The organism is Oceanihabitans sp. 2_MG-2023 (assembly GCF_030547245.1).
Taxonomy (GTDB): Bacteria; Bacteroidota; Bacteroidia; order Flavobacteriales; family Flavobacteriaceae; genus Oceanihabitans.
On sequence record NZ_JAUOQT010000004.1, the window covers coordinates 282221 to 302363 of the forward strand.

Annotated in this window: 14 protein-coding genes; all 14 read left to right on the forward strand. The window is 34.2% G+C overall.

Translation table 11 applies throughout. From position 1 onward, the window contains the following. Positions 1–3 precede the first annotated feature (3 nt). The 14 genes from Q4512_RS10715 to Q4512_RS10780 all read left to right on the forward strand — a co-directional run bounded on the left by Q4512_RS10715 (position 4) and on the right by Q4512_RS10780 (position 20028). Positions 4–4338: a CusA/CzcA family heavy metal efflux RND transporter gene (locus Q4512_RS10715; protein ID WP_303424297.1), complete on the forward strand. Its 4335-nt coding sequence runs from the start codon at positions 4–6 to the stop codon at positions 4336–4338. Between the two features lie 4 nt (positions 4339–4342). Continuing rightward, on the forward strand, positions 4343–5548 hold the full coding sequence (locus Q4512_RS10720) for an efflux RND transporter periplasmic adaptor subunit (protein ID WP_303424298.1): 1206 nt from the start codon (positions 4343–4345) through the stop codon (positions 5546–5548). 2 nt (positions 5549–5550) lie between these two features. Further along, positions 5551–5964 carry a Fur family transcriptional regulator gene (locus Q4512_RS10725; protein ID WP_013622780.1) on the forward strand — a complete coding sequence of 138 codons (414 nt, stop codon included), beginning with the start codon at positions 5551–5553 and terminating at the stop codon, positions 5962–5964. Between the two features lie 56 nt (positions 5965–6020). Then, positions 6021–6383 carry a DUF3703 domain-containing protein gene (locus Q4512_RS10730; RefSeq protein WP_303424302.1) on the forward strand — a complete coding sequence of 121 codons (363 nt, stop codon included), beginning with the start codon at positions 6021–6023 and terminating at the stop codon, positions 6381–6383. After that, entirely contained in the window at positions 6380–8329 is a 1950-nt protein-coding gene (locus Q4512_RS10735; RefSeq protein WP_303424303.1) for a heavy metal translocating P-type ATPase, read from the forward strand. Before Q4512_RS10730 ends, Q4512_RS10735 begins: the two co-directional genes overlap by 4 nt. A gap of 71 nt (positions 8330–8400) precedes the next feature. Next, positions 8401–8814, forward strand: a complete 414-nt coding sequence (locus tag Q4512_RS10740) for an HYC_CC_PP family protein (RefSeq protein WP_252723595.1) — start codon at positions 8401–8403, stop codon at positions 8812–8814. 324 nt (positions 8815–9138) lie between these two features. After that, a complete protein-coding gene (locus tag Q4512_RS10745) occupies positions 9139–12855 on the forward strand; it encodes an efflux RND transporter permease subunit (protein WP_303424305.1) in 3717 nt (1238 codons plus the stop codon). Further along, positions 12852–14090, forward strand: a complete 1239-nt coding sequence (locus Q4512_RS10750; protein WP_303424307.1) for a TolC family protein — start codon at positions 12852–12854, stop codon at positions 14088–14090. Before Q4512_RS10745 ends, Q4512_RS10750 begins: the two co-directional genes overlap by 4 nt. Then, the gene (locus Q4512_RS10755; RefSeq protein ID WP_215935954.1) at positions 14090–14821 is read left to right on the forward strand and encodes a heavy metal-associated domain-containing protein; all 732 of its coding nucleotides are present in this window, start codon (positions 14090–14092) and stop codon (positions 14819–14821) included. The genes Q4512_RS10750 and Q4512_RS10755 overlap by 1 nt, the downstream gene beginning before the upstream one ends. Positions 14822–14832: 11 nt before the next feature. Continuing rightward, the gene (locus tag Q4512_RS10760) at positions 14833–15315 is read left to right on the forward strand and encodes a DUF305 domain-containing protein (protein ID WP_215935955.1); all 483 of its coding nucleotides are present in this window, start codon (positions 14833–14835) and stop codon (positions 15313–15315) included. After that, the gene (locus tag Q4512_RS10765; RefSeq protein ID WP_303424312.1) at positions 15305–17083 is read left to right on the forward strand and encodes an efflux RND transporter periplasmic adaptor subunit; all 1779 of its coding nucleotides are present in this window, start codon (positions 15305–15307) and stop codon (positions 17081–17083) included. Before Q4512_RS10760 ends, Q4512_RS10765 begins: the two co-directional genes overlap by 11 nt. 32 nt (positions 17084–17115) lie before the next feature. Beyond that, positions 17116–17610, forward strand: a complete 495-nt coding sequence (locus tag Q4512_RS10770; RefSeq protein WP_303424314.1) for a heavy-metal-associated domain-containing protein — start codon at positions 17116–17118, stop codon at positions 17608–17610. A 1210-nt stretch (positions 17611–18820) separates the two neighbouring features. Beyond that, complete coding sequence (locus Q4512_RS10775; protein ID WP_179319604.1) at positions 18821–19261, forward strand: DUF6943 family protein; 441 nt, start codon at positions 18821–18823, stop codon at positions 19259–19261. Between the two features lie 125 nt (positions 19262–19386). Next, positions 19387–20028 carry a DUF6266 family protein gene (locus Q4512_RS10780; protein WP_013622785.1) on the forward strand — a complete coding sequence of 214 codons (642 nt, stop codon included), beginning with the start codon at positions 19387–19389 and terminating at the stop codon, positions 20026–20028. The last annotated feature ends 115 nt before the right edge of the window (positions 20029–20143 follow it).

A 20143-nucleotide genomic window follows, 5' to 3' on the forward strand; every position in this document is an offset into this window, starting at 1 on the left:
TCTATGATTAATAAAATCATTGATTTTTCAATCAATAACAAATTCATTATTGGTTTGCTTACGCTTACCATAATCGGAACAGGTATTTGGAGTATGACCAAAGTGCCAATAGATGCTGTTCCAGATATTACCAATAACCAAGTACAGGTTATAACACAATCCCCCAATTTAGGTACTGAAGATATTGAGCAAATTGTTACTTATCCAATTGAAGTGGCAATGAGCAATCTTCCTGATGTTCAGGAAATAAGGTCAATTTCTCGTTTTGGCTTATCTGTGGTTACTATTGTATTTGATGATGATATGGGAACATATCTACCTCGCCAATTAGTAGCCGAAAAACTAAACAAAGTCAAAGAGCAAATACCTACTGGATTTGGCGAACCTACAATGGGGCCTATTTCAACAGGTTTAGGAGAGATTTACCAATACACACTAAAAGTTGCACCAGAGTTTAAAGACAAATACAACATTGCAGATTTACGCTCAATGCAAGACTGGATTGTACAGCGTCAAATGGCAATGGTTCCTGGTGTGGTTGAAGTAAACGCTATTGGTGGAAAAATAAAACAATACGAAGTAGCGGTTGACCCAAACGATTTAAATGCTATTGGCCTTACCATTACAGATGTGTTTAATGCACTTGAAGCCAATAATCAAAATACAGGAGGTGCATATATTGAAAAGAACCATCAAGCCAATTTTATTCGTGGTGAAGGCTTGGTGAGAAGTTTAGAGGACATTAAAAAAATCACTGTCAAGAATATTAATAATATACCTGTCACTATTGGCGATATTGCTACGGTACAATTTGGCTCTGCAATTCGTTACGGTGCATTAACCCAAGATGGTGAAGGAGAAGTTGTAGGTGGATTGGTAATGATGCTAAAAGGAGCTAATTCCAATGATGTTATTGCCAATGTAAAAGAGCGAATGACTCAAATTGAAAAGTCGTTACCAGAAGGCGTAATTATTGAACCATTATTAGACCGAAGTAAATTAATTGGCGAAACAACTTCTACAGTAACAACTAATCTTATTGAAGGTGCATTAATCGTCATTTTTGTGTTGGTCTTTTTATTAGGTAATTGGCGAGGAGGTTTAATAGTTGCCTCTACTATTCCATTATCCTTATTATTTGCTTTTATTTTAATGAATGTTTTTGATGTTTGGGTAAACCTAATGAGTTTAGGAGCAATTGATTTCGGAATCATTGTAGATGGTGCTGTAATTATTGTTGAAAGCACTGTTTTTCTTATAGCATCACAAGTTTTGAAAAAGAAACAACTTACATCTAAAGAAAGAGATAAAGTGGCGTCAAATGCTTCAAAAAAGATGATGAATGCTGCCTTCTTCGGTCAGTTGATTATCCTTATCGTTTTTCTACCCATTTTAGCCTTACAAGGTATTGAAGGAAAGATGTTTAAACCAATGGCTTTGACCTTTATTTTTGCTATGATTGGTGCAATGGTACTTTGTTTAACCTATGTACCAATGATGTCAGCTTTAATATTAAGAGCACCTAAAAACGATAAAAAATCTTATGGAGATAGATTTGTGCATTGGGTTGAAGATAAATACCAACCTTTATTGGTTAGAGCCTTGCGAAAAGGGAAATGGGTAATTGGTATTGCAGTTGTCTTGTTCGGGATAACTGTTTTTATGTTTTCAAGAATGGGTGGCGAGTTTATCCCGCAACTCGATGAAGGCGATATTGCATTTCACGCTATTTTAAAACCAGGTAGTTCACTTACCGAAACTATTGAAACTACTACCAAAATAGAACAAATAGTAAAAGCCAAATTTCCAGAAGTTGAAAAAATTGTGAGTCGTATTGGTGTTGCCGAAATTCCAACCGACCCGATGCCTATGGATATTGCCGATGTTTTTGTAATTCTGAAACCTAAAAGTGAATGGACTACTATAGAATCAAAAGATGAATTGATTGAAGCAATGAAAGAAGCAGTTGAAATGGTTCCTGGTGTTAATTATGAGTTTACACAACCTATTGAAATGCGTTTTAACGAGTTATTAGAAGGTGTTCGTGAAGATATTGCTATAAAACTTTATGGTGAAGACATTGATATTCTATCTCAAAAAGCCGAAGAAATATCTAAAATTATCGCAGGTACTGAAGGTATTGGTGATATGAAAGCGGAAGCCACAACAGGTTTGCCACAAATGACAATCAATTACAACAGGAATAAATTGGCGCAATATGGTCTTCAAATAAATACGCTTAATCAAACCGTACAATCTGCATTTGCAGGTGGTACAGCAGGTGTAATTTTTGAAGGTGAAAAACGCTTCGATTTAGTAGTACGATTAAGCGATCAAAACCGTAAGGATATTTCAGATGTTCAAAACCTGTATATCAATTTACCTTCGGGTGCTCAAATTCCTTTACGTGAAATTGCAGATGTAAGCTATAAAGCAGGACCAATGCAAATCAGTAGAGATAACACCAATAGAAGAACCTATGTAGGTGTTAATGTTAGAGGACGTGATGTAAAATCGTTAGTAACTGAAATTAAATCAAAATTAGATGCACAATTAGAATTACCATCAGGTTATTTTATTCGTTATGGTGGTGCATTTGAAAATTTAGAACGTGCCAGCAACCGATTACAAACCGTTGTGCCTATTGCATTGTTACTCATATTTATACTAATATATTTTGCATTAAAATCTTTACCACAGACCTTAATGATTTACATAGCTATTCCAATGGCAACTATTGGTGGTGTTGTGGCGTTGTGGTTACGTGATATGCCATTTAGTATTTCGGCAGGTGTTGGTTTCATTGTATTGTTTGGCGTTGCGGTTTTAAATGGATTGGTAATGATAAGCGGACTCAACGAATTAAAAGAAGAAGGTGTAACCAATCTAAAGGATAGAATAGTTGAAGGTACTAAACGAAGAATCAGACCTATTATGCTAACTGCTTTTACAGATGTATTAGGCTTTCTACCAATGGCTATTTCATCATCAGCTGGTGCAGAAGTACAACGTCCATTGGCAACGGTTGTTATTGGTGGATTATTAACTTCAACTTTGCTTACCTTATTTGTTTTACCAATTTTATATCATTGGGTAGAAAACAAATCTTTTACGTTTAAGCCAAATAAAAAGTTAGTAACAGCAACAGCAGTTGTATTATTACTATTTGGCTTTTCACCACAAAGTAATGCACAAGAGAAAAACGATACAATTCCCGAAATTTCATTACAGGAAGCGATAAAACTTTCCAAAAGTAATTATCCATTATTAAAACAAAAGCAGTTGGAAATTACAAAACAAGAGCAATTAAAAGCGACTGCTTATGATTTTGGAACAACTCAAATTTTTACAGGTGGAGAAGAAATTGATAATGGAAATGGCATCTATACAGCCATTGGTATTGGTCAATCAAATATCGATGTATTTGGCATTGGTTCTAAAAAGAAGCTACAAGAACAACGCATTCAATTGGCACAAAAAGCCTTTCAACTTTCCGAGTTGGAATTAGAATTGGAAGTTAAAAAAGCTTGGTCTAATTGCTATCAAATGAAACAAAACTATGATTTGTATAAGGAATTGGATTCCATTTATTCCAAATTCGAGCAAGCAGTAGCTTTAAATTATGAAGTCGAAGCTATTTCTAAATTAGAATATTCGGCAGCAAAAAATCAAGCGTTTCAAATTCAGAATAAAAAAGCGCAAGCCTATAGTAATTATCTTATTGCCTTACAGCAATTCAATTTGTGGTTGGTATCAGAAGAAATTTTTACAGTTTCAGATGAATTTGAGGTAGCGATAGATAGTGATATGGAAACATTCAGTATTGAAAGTCATCCATTGTACAGTATGTCGCAGAACATTGTAGATGAAGCGGAAGCTAAATATAAAGCTGCAAAAGCAGATAATTTGCCAAAGTTCAATCTTCAAGGTGGTTTACAAAAAGTAAATGGCAATTCAGGATTTTACACCTATCAAGCAGGAATTTCAGTTCCGTTTTTATCAGGTACTAACAAAGCACAGGTTAGAAGTGCCAGAATTGATAAAGACATAGCGGAAACCAATGTAGCGTTCAAAAAACAGGAAGTACAATCAAGATTTGTTCAGGCTAAAGAAAATTATATGAAATGGAAAACATCTTGGGAGTTTTACAAAGACCAAGTTTTACCATTAACAAAAGAGCAAAAAACAGGTGCATTACTGGCATATAGAGAAGGCGAAATTGATTATACTGCATTTACGCAGTTGATAAAAGAAGCAATTCAATCGGAACTGGAAGCACAGACTGCATTAGTAAACTATTTAGAAAGCACATTTCAATTACAATATTTTAATAAATAAGACAATGAAAAACAAAATATATAAAATCCTTACCGTAATGGTGTTAGCCATATTTGTTTCAGCTTGCGGAAATAAAGAAAATCATAACGAGAATGATGGTCATTCCCACGATGAGGAAGAAAAAACAGAAGTTAACGAAGAGCATCACGATGAAGACGAAGTAATGCTTTCACAACAGCAATTCGATGCATTGAAAATGAAAATAGATACGTTAGCATTACGTAATATGAGCGGCTATGTAGAAGCAAACGGAACGTTAGAAGTACCACCACAAAACGAAGCAGCTATTACTACTGTTGTTGGTGCAAATGTCGTTTCAATTGAAGTGATTGAAGGTGATAAGGTTAATAAAGGTCAAGTTGTGGCTTATCTATCGCACCCAAATATCATACAAGCGCAAACGGATTATTTAAACGCTTATAGCAATAGCGAGCTTGCAAAGAAAAATTATGAACGTCAACAAAAATTATACGATGCTGGTGTTGGTTCTGGTGCTAATTTCCAGAAAGCAGAAGCAGAATATCAAGCATCAAAAGCAATGGTTAATGGTTTAGAAGCGCAATTAAGAATACTCAACGTTAACACTACATCAGTTCGCAATGGAACAATTGCACAGCGCATAGCATTGCGAAGTCCAATAGAAGGCTTTGTGCAAAAAGTTGAAGTAAAAACAGGTCAATATGTAGAGCCACAAACCGAATTATTTGAAATTGTAAATACGCATCACGTTCACGCCGATTTAATGGTTTTTGAAAAAGATGTTTATAAAGTACAGAAAGGTCAGAAAGTTAACTTTACGGTACAATCCATAACAGATGCAGAGCTTATCGCAGAAATCTATTCCGTAAGCAAAACCTTTGAGGACAACCCAAAAGCAGTCCACGTTCACGCAGAAATAGAAAACAAAAAAGGTAACTTAATTCCTGGTATGTATATTCAAGGTAAAATTCAAGTAGATAATACCCAAACAAAAGCTTTACCAGAAAGTGCAATTATAAAAGAAGGCGAAAGATATTATGTGTTTTCAGTAGAAAAAGAAAATGACGATTGGAGCTTTAAACCTATCGAAGTTGTGTTAGGCACTAAGGATGGTGATTGGGTATCGGTTCAATTTACTGAAAACATAGAAAGTAATACAAAATTTGCTTATAACAATGCTTATTATCTTAACGCAGAAATGAAAAAAGGAGAAGCAGAACACGCACATTAATTATGGAAACAATAGAACAAGTATTAGAGTCAAAAAATATTCGTGTTACAGCAATGCGTTTGCTTATATATAAGTTTCTTGCAGAAAAAGAGGTCGCTGTTACTTTAAGTGATATTGAAAATGCTTTCTCAAAAGCAGACAGAACCACTTTATACAGAACTATTAAAACCTTTGAAGAAAAGGCTATTGTGCATCAAATAGACGATGGTACAGGGATTACAAAATATGCATTATGTGAAAAGGGATGTAATTGTGAAATTGAAACCGATTTGCACTTACATTTCCATTGTAATAATTGCAATGAAACCATTTGCTTAACAGAACATAAAATACCTCAAATAAAAGTGCCAGATGGTTTTGTGTCAGAGAATGTAAATTTGGTGGTAAAAGGTATTTGCGATAAGTGTAGTGTCTAATTATTGCACTTCCATTGCACTTATTATTAAAGTACATTTATCCAAAATTAGAGGATATGAAGTTTCATACTAAAATACCTAAACATCTAAAACAGGCGTATAACCAAGAATTAAAACAATACAGTTTCTGTTTAGAAAATAAACAATTTGGTGATGCTTGGTATCATTTAGAACGTAGTCATATAATAGGACAATCTTATCCTATAGAACATACCTATTCACATTGGCTTATGCTAAAGTTTGGATATAGACAAAAAGATACGAAAGAAGTAATAGGTCAAATAATTAGGTTGCTTGTGGGTGGCTGGAAATCATTTATTAATCACGTTCCACTTGGTAATACAGGTGGAGCAAACGTGCCACCATTAAAACGAATGCCTATTCCAAATGACATTGAAAAATTATTAGATATTAAATGAAAAAAAAGAAAGTCAATTTAAGAGATTTAAAACCAAATTCAGAAGTGCAACACACGCATAATGATGGTCATAATCACGGTAATGGAAGTGCATTCAAAACCTACGTGCCTGCAATAATAAGTTTTACAATGCTTATCATTGGTATAGGTTTAGATTATTTTGATGTTTCATTCTTTAAGGATTGGATTCGTATTGCTTGGTATGGTATTGCATATCTTCCTGTAGGGTTTCCTGTTGTAAAAGAGGGTTGGATTAGTATTAAAAAAGGTGATGTTTTTACAGAGTTCTTTTTAATGTCTATAGCAACCATTGGTGCATTTGTTATTGGTGAATATCCAGAAGGTGTTGCAGTAATGCTATTTTATGCAGTAGGAGAATTATTTCAAAACGCAGCAGTCAACAGAGCAAAAGGAAATATTAAAGCATTATTGGATGTTAGGCCAAAAGAAGCCAATGTATTTCGTAATGGTGACTTTATAAGTGTGTCGCCAGAAGCTGTAAATATTGGAGAGGAAATTCAAATTCGTGTAGGTGAAAAAATTCCATTGGATGGTATTTTATTATCCGAAAAAGCATCATTAAACACTTCAGCTTTAACAGGGGAGAGTAAACCAGATTCCATTCAGAAGGAAGCCAAGGTTTATGCAGGTAGTATTAATTTAGAAAGCGTTATTGAAGTTGAGGTAACCAATAAGTTTGAAGATAGTTCTATTGCGAGAATATTAGACTTGGTTCAAAATGCTACAGCACGTAAATCTAAAACAGAATTATTTATTAGACAGTTTGCTCGTATCTACACACCAATCGTTGTGTTCTTGGCTATAGGCGTGACATTCATTCCTTACTTTTTTGTAGATGATTATGTATTTAGAGATTGGTTATACAGAGCATTAATATTCTTGGTAATATCTTGTCCTTGTGCGTTAGTGATTTCAATTCCATTAGGATATTTCGGTGGATTGGGAGCAGCTTCCAAAAATGGAATATTATTTAAAGGTGCTTCATTTTTAGATGCAATGACCAAGATAAATACTTTGGTAATGGACAAAACAGGAACAGTTACCAAAGGTGTTTTTAAAATCAAAGAAGTAAAAGCAATCGGTTGGAATGAAACCGAATTTATGCAATATTTAATGGCGATGGAAGAACAATCCACGCACCCAATTGCTAAAGCCATTTTAGAGTACAAAGCAGAAGGAGAAGATTTTGAAGCTACTGAAGTGTCTGAAATTGCAGGTAAAGGTTTAAAAGGCGTTGTTAATGGTAAAACAGTTTTAGTAGGAAATAAAGCCTTAATGACTGTCAATAATATTGATGTTCCATCTGAAACGGAACCTATTGTAGAATCGATAGTATTAGTTGCAATCGATAATCAATTTGCAGGTTATGTAGTCATAGCAGATGAATTAAAGGAAGATGCAAAAGAAACTATTACAGCATTACACAAAGTAGGCATTAAAAATATTATGATGCTTTCCGGTGATAAAGATTCCATTACGCAACAAGTCGCTAAAGAGTTGAACATCGAAAATGCTAAAGGTGGATTATTACCAGAAGATAAATTAAACGAAGTTGAAATTTTAAAGAAAAATCCAGCAAACAAAATAGCTTTTATAGGTGATGGTATTAATGACGCACCAGTTTTAGCAGCAAGTGATGTAGGGATCGCAATGGGTGGTTTAGGAAGTGATGTAGCTATTGAAACAGCAGATGTTATTATTCAAACAGACCAACCTTCAAAAGTGGTAAAGGCGATTAAAATAAGTCGTTCCACAAGAAAAATTGTTTGGCAAAATATTATTTTGGCATTTGGTGTCAAAGTAATTGTATTGATTTTAGGAGCAGGAGGTTTGGCAACAATGTGGGAAGCAGTTTTTGCAGATGTTGGTGTTGCACTTTTAGCAATATTAAATGCGGTTCGCTTGCAGAAAATGACTTGGGATTAAGCAGATTAGTCAATTAAACTTCTGTTAAACAAAATCAATAGTTGTTAAAATTTCGTAACTTCGCAATCAATATGAAGCAATTTTTCCATAAAATAATGTCTTTAACAATGGCTTTTGTAGTGTTATTCTCTACAATGTCATTTACTTTGAATATGCATTATTGTGGAGATACGTTAGTAGAAACTGCTATCTTTCAAAAAGCCAAAGGGTGCGGAATGGAAATGGAAAAGCCTTCAACCGAAGGATGTTCTATTACCAAGAAAAATTGTTGTGATGATGAACAATTAGCAATTGAAGGTCAAGACGAATTGCAATTGCAAGTTGACAAAATCTCATTTGAGCAACAGGTATTCATCGCTTCATTTGTTTACACTTACATTAACCTTTTTGAAGGTTTAGATAACAATGTATCTTCTTTTGAAGAATACGAACCACCACTCGTCATAAAGCAAATCTTCAAGATTGACGAGACTTATTTAATTTGATTTTTAAACAATAGACTCTTTTATCCTATGACAGCAATGTTGTAAGGATAATTTGCTGTATTCGGTGTTTTCTTAATACCGAATGAATTTTAAAATGATTGATAGTGAATTTGAATTATATTTTCTTTAGATGAAATAGAAAATATAAGCATAGCCAAAGTTACGGTTCTATTTTATATTGAAATATAAAGGAAATAGAACTGCGAAGCACATCACGAACACCTATTTATGCTATAGAATAGATGTGAGTAAACTAATTCAATCGATTATTTTGAAGTTTATCAGGTATTCTACCAATGTCTAACTGTTTAATAATCAAATTTTATGCTTAATAAAGCAATCAAATTTCTCATCGAGAATAAACTCGTTGCAGTACTACTTCTCGTCCTTTTCGTAGGATGGGGAACAGTAAATGCACCTTTTAATTGGGATACAGGATTTTTACCAAGTAACCCAGTTGCTGTAGATGCCATTCCAGATATAGGTGAAAACCAACAAATAGTATTTACTAAATGGGATGGTCGCTCACCACAAGATATAGAAGACCAAATCACCTATCCACTCACAACATCTTTACTCGGTATTCCAGGTGTAAAAACCATTCGTAGTTCCTCTATGTTCGGTTTTTCAAGTATCTATATCATTTTTGAAGAAAACATAGAATTTTACTGGAGTAGAAGTCGTATTCTCGAAAAACTTAATTCCTTACCAAGTGGTTTATTACCCGAAGGTGTTAATCCTGCTTTGGGTCCCGATGCCACAGGATTAGGACAAATATTTTGGTACACTCTTGAAGGACGTGATGAAAATGGAAACGTTACTGGTGGATGGGATTTACAAGAGTTACGCAGTATTCAGGATTACTATGTAAAGTATGCGTTGTCCTCTGCAAGTGGTGTTTCAGAGGTTGCTTCTATTGGTGGCTATGTTCAGGAATATCAAGTGGATGTGAATCCAGAATTGATGCGTCAATACGACATTGGTTTAAACCAAGTTGTAAAGGCAGTTAAGGAAAGCAATAAAGACATTGGTGCACAAACATTGGAAATTAACCAAGCCGAATATTTAGTTCGTGGTTTGGGTTATGTGAAATCCATTTCAGACATCGAAAATGCAGTAGTCACTTCAGAAGATTATACTTCAATTAGGATAAAGGATATAGGTAAAGTATTATTAGGTCCTGCAACAAGACGTGGATTATTAGATAAAGAAGGCGCAGAGGTTGTTGGTGCTGTTGTGGTGGCTCGTTATGGCGCAAACCCAATGGAAGTCATTAATAACGTAAAGGAAAAAATTAACGAGTTAAGCGCAGGATTACCTTCAAAAGTATTAGCGGATGGTAGAACATCACAAGTTACCATAGTGCCTTTTTATGACAGAACAGAACTGATACAAGAAACATTAGGCACACTTAACGAAGCCTTAACTCTTGAAATATTGATTACCATTTTAGTAATAATTATTATGGTGTTTAATCTTCGAGCTTCCGTACTAATTTCTGGACTATTACCCGTTGCAGTTTTAATGGTATTTATTGCAATGAAACTCTTTGGTGTAGATGCCAATATAGTTGCCTTATCGGGTATTGCAATTGCTATTGGTACAATGGTCGATGTTGGTGTTATACTATCAGAAAATATTATTCGACATTTAGACGAGAATCGTTCCCACGAAAGTGGGAATCTCATCCCAATTAACACAGTAGTTTATAACGCAACAGCTGAAGTGTCTGGCGCAATCGTAACCGCAGTTATGACAACTATTATCAGTTTTATTCCTGTATTTACAATGATTGGAGCGGAAGGAAAACTATTCAGACCATTAGCCTTCACAAAGACTTTTGCATTAACAGCTTCTATAATAGTAGCGTTGTTTTTAATTCCACCGTTTGCTGCATTTTTATTCAGAAAGAAAAACATCAAAAACACTTTTAAATATATTTTAAATGGTGTTTTAATAGCGTTAGGTATCGCTGCAATTATCTATGGGTATTGGTTAGGGTTGATATTAATAGCTTTTGGAATTACCGCACTTCTCAATCTTCAAAATAAGATAACAGAGAAACAAGCTAATCTTATCAATATTATTATTTCCGTATCAGCTATTGTGTTCTTGTTAGCCGAATACTGGAGACCATTAGGTGTTGATAAAAGCATTTTCTGGAATCTCATTTTCGTTAGTGTTATTTGCTTTGGTTTATTAGGTATTTTCTCATTATTCATCAAATATTACACACGTATTTTAAGGTGGTGTTTAGATAATAAATTGTTGTTTTTATCTGTACCAACGGCTATTGTAATTGCAGGTTTTTTCATTATGAAAAACACTGGTAAAGAGTTTATGCCATCATTAAATGAAGGCTCATTTTTGCTAATGCCAACCTCGATGCCTCATTCTGGCGTAGAAGAAAACAAACGTGTTTTACAGCAATTGGATATGGCTGTCGCCAGTATTCCAGAGATTGAAACCGTAGTTGGTAAGGCAGGAAGAACAGAATCAGCTTTAGACCCAGCACCTTTGTCGATGTATGAAAATATCATTCAGTACAAACCAGAATATATGCTGAATGAAAACAGAGAACGCCAACGCTATAAAGTCAATGATGATGGTGAATATGTGTTAAAAAACGGAATGTCATTGCGAGCGGAACAGAGTGAAGCGTGGCAATCTCTTAATGCAAAAGAACAACTCATTCCCGACGCTGATGGCGAGTTCTACCGTAATTGGCGACCAGAAATACAATCACCAGACGATATTTGGAATGAAATCGTAAGAGTTACAAAGTTACCAGGTGTTACATCTGCGCCAAAACTACAACCTATTGAAACCCGATTAGTGATGCTTCAAACAGGAATGCGAGCACCTATGGGAATTAAAGTAAAAGGTCAAGACTTAAAGCAGATTGAAGCGTTTGGTATGCAATTAGAAAACATAGTCAAGGAAGCTGAAGGTGTCAAAAAAGAAGCTGTTTTTGCAGACCGCATTGTTGGTAAACCCTATTTGTTAATTGATATTGATAGAGAGAAAATTGCACGTTATGGCATTTCGATACAAGATGTTCAAGACGTATTAAAAGTAGCAGTTGGTGGTATGGTATTAACTCAAACGGTTGAAGGTCGTGAGCGCTATGGTGTTCGAGTACGATACCCAAGAGAATTACGAGCAAACCCAACAGACTTACAACAGATTTATGTGCCAGTAGAAAAGGGTAGTCCTGTCCCATTAAGCGAATTGGCAACTATAAGATACGAACAAGGTCCACAAGTCATTAAAAGTGAAGATACTTTTTTGGTAGGTTATGTCTTGTTTGATAAATTAGATGGCTTTGCAGAAATCAATGTCGTAGAAAATGCACAAGCCTTAATCCAAGAAAAGATAGATTCTGGTGAATTGATAGTTCCAAAAGGTATTAACTACCAATTTACAGGAACGTACGAAAATCAGTTAAGAGCAGAAAAAACTTTATCGGTTGTCGTTCCTTTAGCATTGGCAATAATTTTCTTGATTTTGTATTTCCAGTTTCGTTCAGTAGGGACATCATTAATGGTATTCACAGGTATTGCAGTAGCCTTTGCAGGAGGCTTTATTATGATATGGCTGTATGGTCAGGGATGGTTTTTAAACTTCAATTTCTTTGGCGAAAATCTACGTGACTTGTTCCAAATGCACCCAATTAATTTAAGTGTTGCTGTTTGGGTTGGGTTTATTGCACTATTCGGAATTGCAACCGATGACGGTGTGGTAATGGCAACCTATTTAACGCAAACTTTTGATAGAAATACACCAGAGAATAAAAAGGAAATTAGAGCATCCATAGTGGAAGCAGGAGAAAAACGTATCAGACCCTGTTTAATGACTACAGCTACTACAATTTTGGCATTATTACCAGTATTAACCTCTACAGGTCGAGGAAGCGATATAATGATACCTATGGCAATACCAAGTTTTGGTGGAATGCTTATAGCCTTAATAACCTTATTTGTTGTTCCAGTATTATATAGCTGGAAAGCCGAATTTCAACTTAAAAGAACTGTAAAATGAAACAGATAAAATCACACATAAAAACAGTCTTTATTCTTTGTTCGTTATTCTTTGTTCTCATTGGAAATGCACAACAATTAGAAACACTTATAGATGAAGCCTTAACAAACAATCCAGAAATTCAAAAGTTTGAGTTACAATACAAAAGAGCTTCTGAAAAAGTAAACGAAGTCAATACCATTCCTAATACCGAATTTGGTGTTGGTTACTTTGTAAGTGAACCAGAAACACGAACAGGAGCACAACGCTTTAAAGTATCTGCTAAACAAATGTTACCGTGGTTCGGAACCATTACATCAAGAGAAAACTATGTGAGTTCATTGGCAGATGCTAAATACGAGGACATTGTTATCGCAAAGCGAAAACTAATGGCTTCGGTATCTCAATCCTATTATAATCTATACGCCAACAAAGCAAAGCAAGAGGTCTTAACTGAAAATATTAAACTATTAGAAACTTATGAGACGTTGGCATTAACTTCTGTTGAGGTTGGTAAAGCATCTGCAGTAGATGTGTTGCGATTGCAAATGCGTCAAAACGAAATGCAACAATTAAAAGATGTGTTAAGTCAACAATTTTTAGCAGAACAAACTAACTTCAATAATCTATTGAATCGAGAAAATGATGTTGAGGTCAATGTGGTAGATAGTCTAATGATACCTTCAGAAGATTTTGAAATCACTACTGAAAATTTAGCATTACATCCCGAATTGTTGAAGTATGATAAACTCTATCAATCCATAGAACAATCAGAATTATTAAATCAAAAAGAAAGCAGTCCAATGATTGGTTTTGGATTAGATTATATCAATGTTGCTGAAAGACCAAATATGGATTTCAGCGATAACGGAAAGGATATTGTAATGCCAATGGTTTCGGTATCTATCCCAATTTTCAATAAGAAATATAAATCACAGACCAAACAAAATGATTTGCAACAGCAGGAAATTACGGTCCAAAAACAGGAACGTTTAAATGCATTGGAAACGCTTTTAGACAAAGCAAATAATGAACGCATTTCTGCAAGAATAAGTTATGCTACTCAAACAAAAAACCTACAGCAAGCTAAAGATGCAGAAGATATTTTAATCAAAAGCTATGAAACAGGAACGATTGATTTTAATGATGTTTTGGATATTCAAGAACTACAACTAAAGTTTCAAATGAACCAAATAGAATCAATTAGAACTTATTATGTTCAATCAACGATTATTAATTATTTAACACAGCAATAATGAAACACACATATAAGATTGCGGGAATGACTTGCAATAACTGTAAGGCTTCCGTCGAGAAATATTTGAGTAAAATAGACCACGTATCAGAGGTGTCTGTTAATCTTGAAAAAGGTGAGGCAGAAGTGAAAATGAATAAACATATTTCAACTGATATACTACAAAAAGCATTACCAGAAAAGTATACTTTATCTGAAAAGAAAGAGAAGAATGTGTTTGCATCTTCAAGTATGTCGGCAATGCCTATGGAAGAAGAAAAAAGCAAATTACAACAGCTAAAACCTTTATTGCTTATCATTTTTTATATAGCAACTGCAAGTGTATTATTACATTATAAAAATTGGACTTGGAGCGCTTTTATGCTCGACTTTATGGGGTTATTTTACATCGTGTTTAGTTTTTTCAAGATGTTAGATTTAAAAGGCTTTCCTGAATCCTTCCGTATGTACGACCCTTTAGCTAAACGTGTCCCTTTTTATGGGAAAGTTTATCCTTTTATTGAAACAGCTTTAGGACTGATGTTTTTAATGCGGTTTGAAATCAATATAGCCTTAATAATTACACTAATAGTATTAGGGATAACAACTATTGGAGTAACAAAAACATTATTGGACAAAAAATCAATTCGATGTGCGTGTTTGGGTACTGCTTTAAAATTACCTATGACTGAAGCCACATTTATAGAGAATGCAATTATGATTGTTATGGCAAGTTTAATGTTAATCTTTTAAAATCAAAAATTATGGAAAATTCAAAAAAACACTCAAACAAAGGAAACTACAAAACCTTCTTTATAATGCTGGCTTGCTCATTTGTAGCAATGTACATCACAATGTATTTAAACACCTATTCCATAGACCACGTATGGTTTAGTTTAACACGATTCTATATGACGTGTTTAGGAATTTCAACAATGGCAGTAATAATGTGGTTTTTTATGCGAAAAATGTATAACGACAAAAAGAAGAATATCGCCATACTCGCAGGTAGTTTTATTCTGTTTGTAGGTGCATTAGGGTTGGTGAGAACACAAGCACCAATTATTGGTGATGTCCTTTGGATGAAAGCAATGATACCACATCATTCTATCGCTATTTTAACAAGTGAAAGAGCAGATATTCAAGACCCAGAAGTTAAGAAATTAGCAGAAGACATTATAAAAGCACAACGTAAAGAAATAAAAGAAATGAAAGCAATGATAAAACGATTAGAGAATGAAAAATAATAAAATAGTCATATATATTGGCATACTCGTAGTAGGTGTGTTATTGGGTTGGTTGCTTTTTGGTGGCTCATCAAAAGAAGGAACAGACCATAATCACGATGCGGTTGCAGCAACCAATCAAATGTGGACGTGTTCTATGCATCCACAAATTATGCAACCAGAACCAGGCGATTGTCCTATTTGTGGTATGGATTTAATTCCTGCTGATGGTGGAAGTGATGGTTTATTAGCAGACCAATTCAAATTGACTGAAAACGCAATGGCTTTAGCTAATATTCAAACATCTATTGTTGGTAAAGGCAATGTTGAAGGCAATACTATCAAATTATCTGGTAAAATTGCTGAAAACGAAGAAGCTAATGCAGTACAAGTCAGTTACTTTTCAGGTAGAATTGAACGCTTGAATGTGAGTTTTACAGGTGAAGAAGTTCGTAAAGGTCAATTATTGGCAACCATTTATTCACCAGAACTCTATGCAGCACAACAAGAATTAATTACAGCAGCATCTTTAAAAGAATCACAACCTGCTTTATACAAAGCAGTCCGTAATAAATTGAAATTATGGAAGCTCTCTGAAAATCAAGTCAATCAGATTGAAGAAACAGGGAAAGTAAAAGAAAACTTTCCTGTTTATGCAACCGTTTCGGGTACTGTTACAGAAAAATTGGTAGAGCAAGGCGATTACATTAAACAAGGACAACCCTTACTTAAAATTGCTAATCTAAACACGGTTTGGGGAAATTTTGATGTGTATGAAAATCAGATTGACCGCTTTAAAAAAGGACAGGAAGTGATGATAACAACCAATGCTTATCCTAATAAAGAGTTTAAAGGTAAAGTAGATTTCATTGACCCAGTTTTAAACACAAAAACAAGAACTGTAACCTTACGTGTTGTTTTAAACAATAAGGACGATGTATTTAAACCTGGGATGTTTGTAACCGCAAATATTGAAGGCAGTACAGCTAAAAATGACGAAGTATTAACAATTCCTGCATCTTCTGTGTTATGGACAGGTGAACGTTCTGTGGTGTACCTTAAAACAAATCCAGACCAACCTATTTTTGAAATGGTTGAAATTAAATTAGGCAATCAAATTGGTAATGAATATGAAGTTGTAGAAGGTATATTTGCTGGAAATGAAATAGTGACTAACGGAACATTTACGGTTGATGCAGCTGCACAATTACAAGGCAAAAAGTCTATGATGAATAAAGAAGGTGGTAAAGTAATGACGGGACACGAAGGTCATTTAGGTATGGATAACAATGCATCTAACAAAGAAAGTGACCACACTAATATGAATGAGCGTTTGAAAGTGTCAGCGAAATTTCAAGAGCAGTTAAAAGCTGTTTTCAATGCGTATATCAATTTAAAAGATGCTTTAGTAAAAGAAGATTCAAAAAGTACTTCAGCAAACGCAACAACTTTATTAAATAAATTGAACAAAGTAGATATGAAATTGTTGTCAGATAATAAGGCGCATAACCATTGGATGTCATTAGAAGGCGAAATAAAATCTTCTGCAACCTCAATTTCTGAAACATCCGATATAAAATCACAAAGAGACCATTTTAAACATTTATCATCACATCTAATCAATGCTGTTCAACTATTTGGTGTCAATGAAAAGGTCTATGTAGAATTTTGTCCAATGTCAGATAACAACAATGGTGCATATTGGTTGAGTAAAGAAGAAAAAGTAATCAATCCATACTTTGGCAGCGCCATGCTAACCTGTGGTGAAGTAAAACAAGTAATAGAATAAAAAATCAAGTAATAACAATTAAATTTTAAACAATGAATTTTTCAAAGAAAAATCACGAACACAAAAACAAAAATGTAATCGACGTGAGTAAAAAAGTAATTTTAAGTGTAGCTGTAATAGCAGCATTAGGTTTTACAAGTTGTAAAAACGAAACCAAAAAAGAAACAGAAACCACAACTACTGAAATGTCAAAAGATATGGCAATCACAGACCTGTCTTTTGGTGTAAGAGGAAATTGCGGAATGTGTAAAAACACTATCGAAAAAGCAGCTAACGGTGTTGAAGGTGTAGCAAGTGCTAATTGGGATGTCGATAAAAAGAAAATAGACGTTTCTTTTGATGATAGCAAAACCGATGCAATGGCAATCCATAAAGCAATAGCAACTTCAGGCTATGATACCGAAAAAGTAGCAAGTAATGAAGAAGCATATAATGGTTTACCAAGTTGTTGTAAATACGACCACGAAATGATAATGAATCAATCTGGTGAAGAAGAAAGTGATGACCATTCAAATCACGACCATTAAACAAAAATGAAAGAGTCTTTTTCGGAAGGCTCTTTTTTTATTCCCCACAACCCAAAACCCAGTTTTTTCGTACCTCAAAATCCTCTGTCTTTTGTGTTGTTCCGCACGCCAATACATAATTGGTTTTATGTCATAATTCTTGTAGCCAGCGCTATAATAGCACATTTCTTTTTTTATTTAAAAGTATCCATTTTAATAAATTGGTACAATAAAAAAGCAAAGAGCTATTGCCAACGCTAAAAACAACTATTCCGCCACAAAACCAATCCCAAGCTATGTTACATAATAGAAGTTATAGGAGCAAAAATCCTTTCAATGGTTGCCTACGGCGTTTTATTATATTTTCGTCGCTATAACTGCTATTATGTAAAATATCCACTCACCATCCGCACAAATCGGAACTAAAATTAAACTGTGGATATTCACGAGTACATTAATTTAAAATAAAAATGAAACGAGCTAAATATCCGCTATTCCAACGCTCACATCCGAACTTCTAACTACATTTTCAACAAACATTAAACAGTCGAACATTCAAAGGGTAACGTTAATTTATTATAATATTCGTTATCTCATTCAACTGCACAAAACCATCGTTAAGTCCAAGTATTCCTTACCTCAAGTCTTTGTTTGTTTCATTTCGTTAACAAATATTAATGTCCACTTTTCCCCACCACCCAAGAAATAGGATATAAAAAAATAGGTTTAGAATATGTAGTAATACGCCATAGCACATTACTTTTTATCGTGCCTCAAAAAGGCAATAAGCTATTGTCTAAAAGTCCTGTATAAGTAGCTTGTTTAAATGCTGTTTTATCAAACAACTATTTAAAACGCTACATATACAAACGCTTCATCCAACGCTCAAATACGAACTGAAACCTATTTTTTTAAGTGTTAATTCCCCAGAAAAGTTAAAAGTAAATTGAATCAAGTTTAAACCGATTTGAAATATTAAAATAAAAAAAAATGGCAAATATATGTGGCTACCTCTGCCAACCGCACAAGGCTATAAAGGTCAAGCCCTACGGGTTTTGAATAAAACTTTTTTCAATACCCTTTTTCTTTTGATTTAGACATTCAACTCAAAAAACTTTTATCCAAAAACCTTGACAGCCTTACCCACGCCACAACAACTACGGCTATCTTTTTTCTTTTCAAAAAAAATAATGGCGCGAAGCGTAGCGAAGCAATTTTAAATTGGATAGCTATGTCAACTTTTGAACTAAAAACACACCAAATCGGAAGAACCTACTCGAACCCTCATTTTTTCATTCTAAATAAAGGTCTAAACAGCGGAAAACCACTCTTAAAATCCTGTGCTAACTGTTTCGTTGTCACTACTACAACAGAAGAGGTAAAACACACACTTTTTCACTTATCTATGATGTTGCAAATAGGCGGTTTTTACGCTTACTATTTAAAAGGTAGTGTTATTCCGTTTATTTCAATAGATGATTGTAGGAACACTTTGAAAAACAGCTACAGCTCATTGTTTTATGATGCAATTCAGTTGCAAAAACATATTAATATTGTGTCAGCAATTAATAAAAAGGAAAAGGAGCTTCATAAAATCATTTCAAAAATGGCAGATTTGAAAGTATCATATATTCAAAGTTTATTTTCTAAAATGCAAAAAGAAGCAATCTAAAGCAACAAAATCCATATCAAAAGAATAGCATAAAACTTGCCATATATTTCAGCGGAAGGTACAACTTCGTGTTAAGTCCGTACCAAGTCCGAAGAAAATTATGTTTCATTTAAATTATTTATGTTATGGGTAAAATTGCTCAAGGTATTTTAGGAGGTCTTTCAGGTAAGGTTGGTAACGTTATCGGTGGAAGCTGGAAAGGAATTGATTACATTAGAATTAAACCTTCAAGTGTAGCCAATCCAAGAACTGTTGGTCAAGTAAACCAAAGAACCAAGTTTACTGCCACTTTAGAATTTTTACAGGCTGTAAAGCCTTTTATTAAGTTAGGATATAAAGGGTTAGCTGTTAAGAAAACAGAATTTAATGCTGCAATGTCGTATGTATTGAATAATGCTATTACAGGTACTGAACCTAACTTTGTTGTTGACTATCCGAACGCTTTAGTAAGTCGAGGAGGTTTATCTGGTGTGCTAAACCCAACGACTGATTTAGCAACTGCTGGAGAAGTAACGTTTGGTTGGGATGATAACTCTGCTGAAGGTAACGCAAATGCTACTGACAAGGCGATGTTATTGGTTTACAATCCTTCAAAAAAGGAATCCATTTCTTTACTTGATGGAGCAGACAGAACAGTAGGTTCTCAAATTATTCCAATCCCAACAACTTATGCAGGAGATACAGTAGAGCTATTTATGGCTTTTATTTCTGCTGATGGTAGTCAAGTATCAAACAGTATTTATTTAGGCTCTGGTACAGCTAATTAATGCTTGGTGTTTTTATTTGGAAACCGCTCTAATCGAGCGGTTTTTTTTATGCTATATTTGTTGCTCTATTTATTAATAGTTGTTACTAATCTTCTCTTATTATCCATTTTTTGTA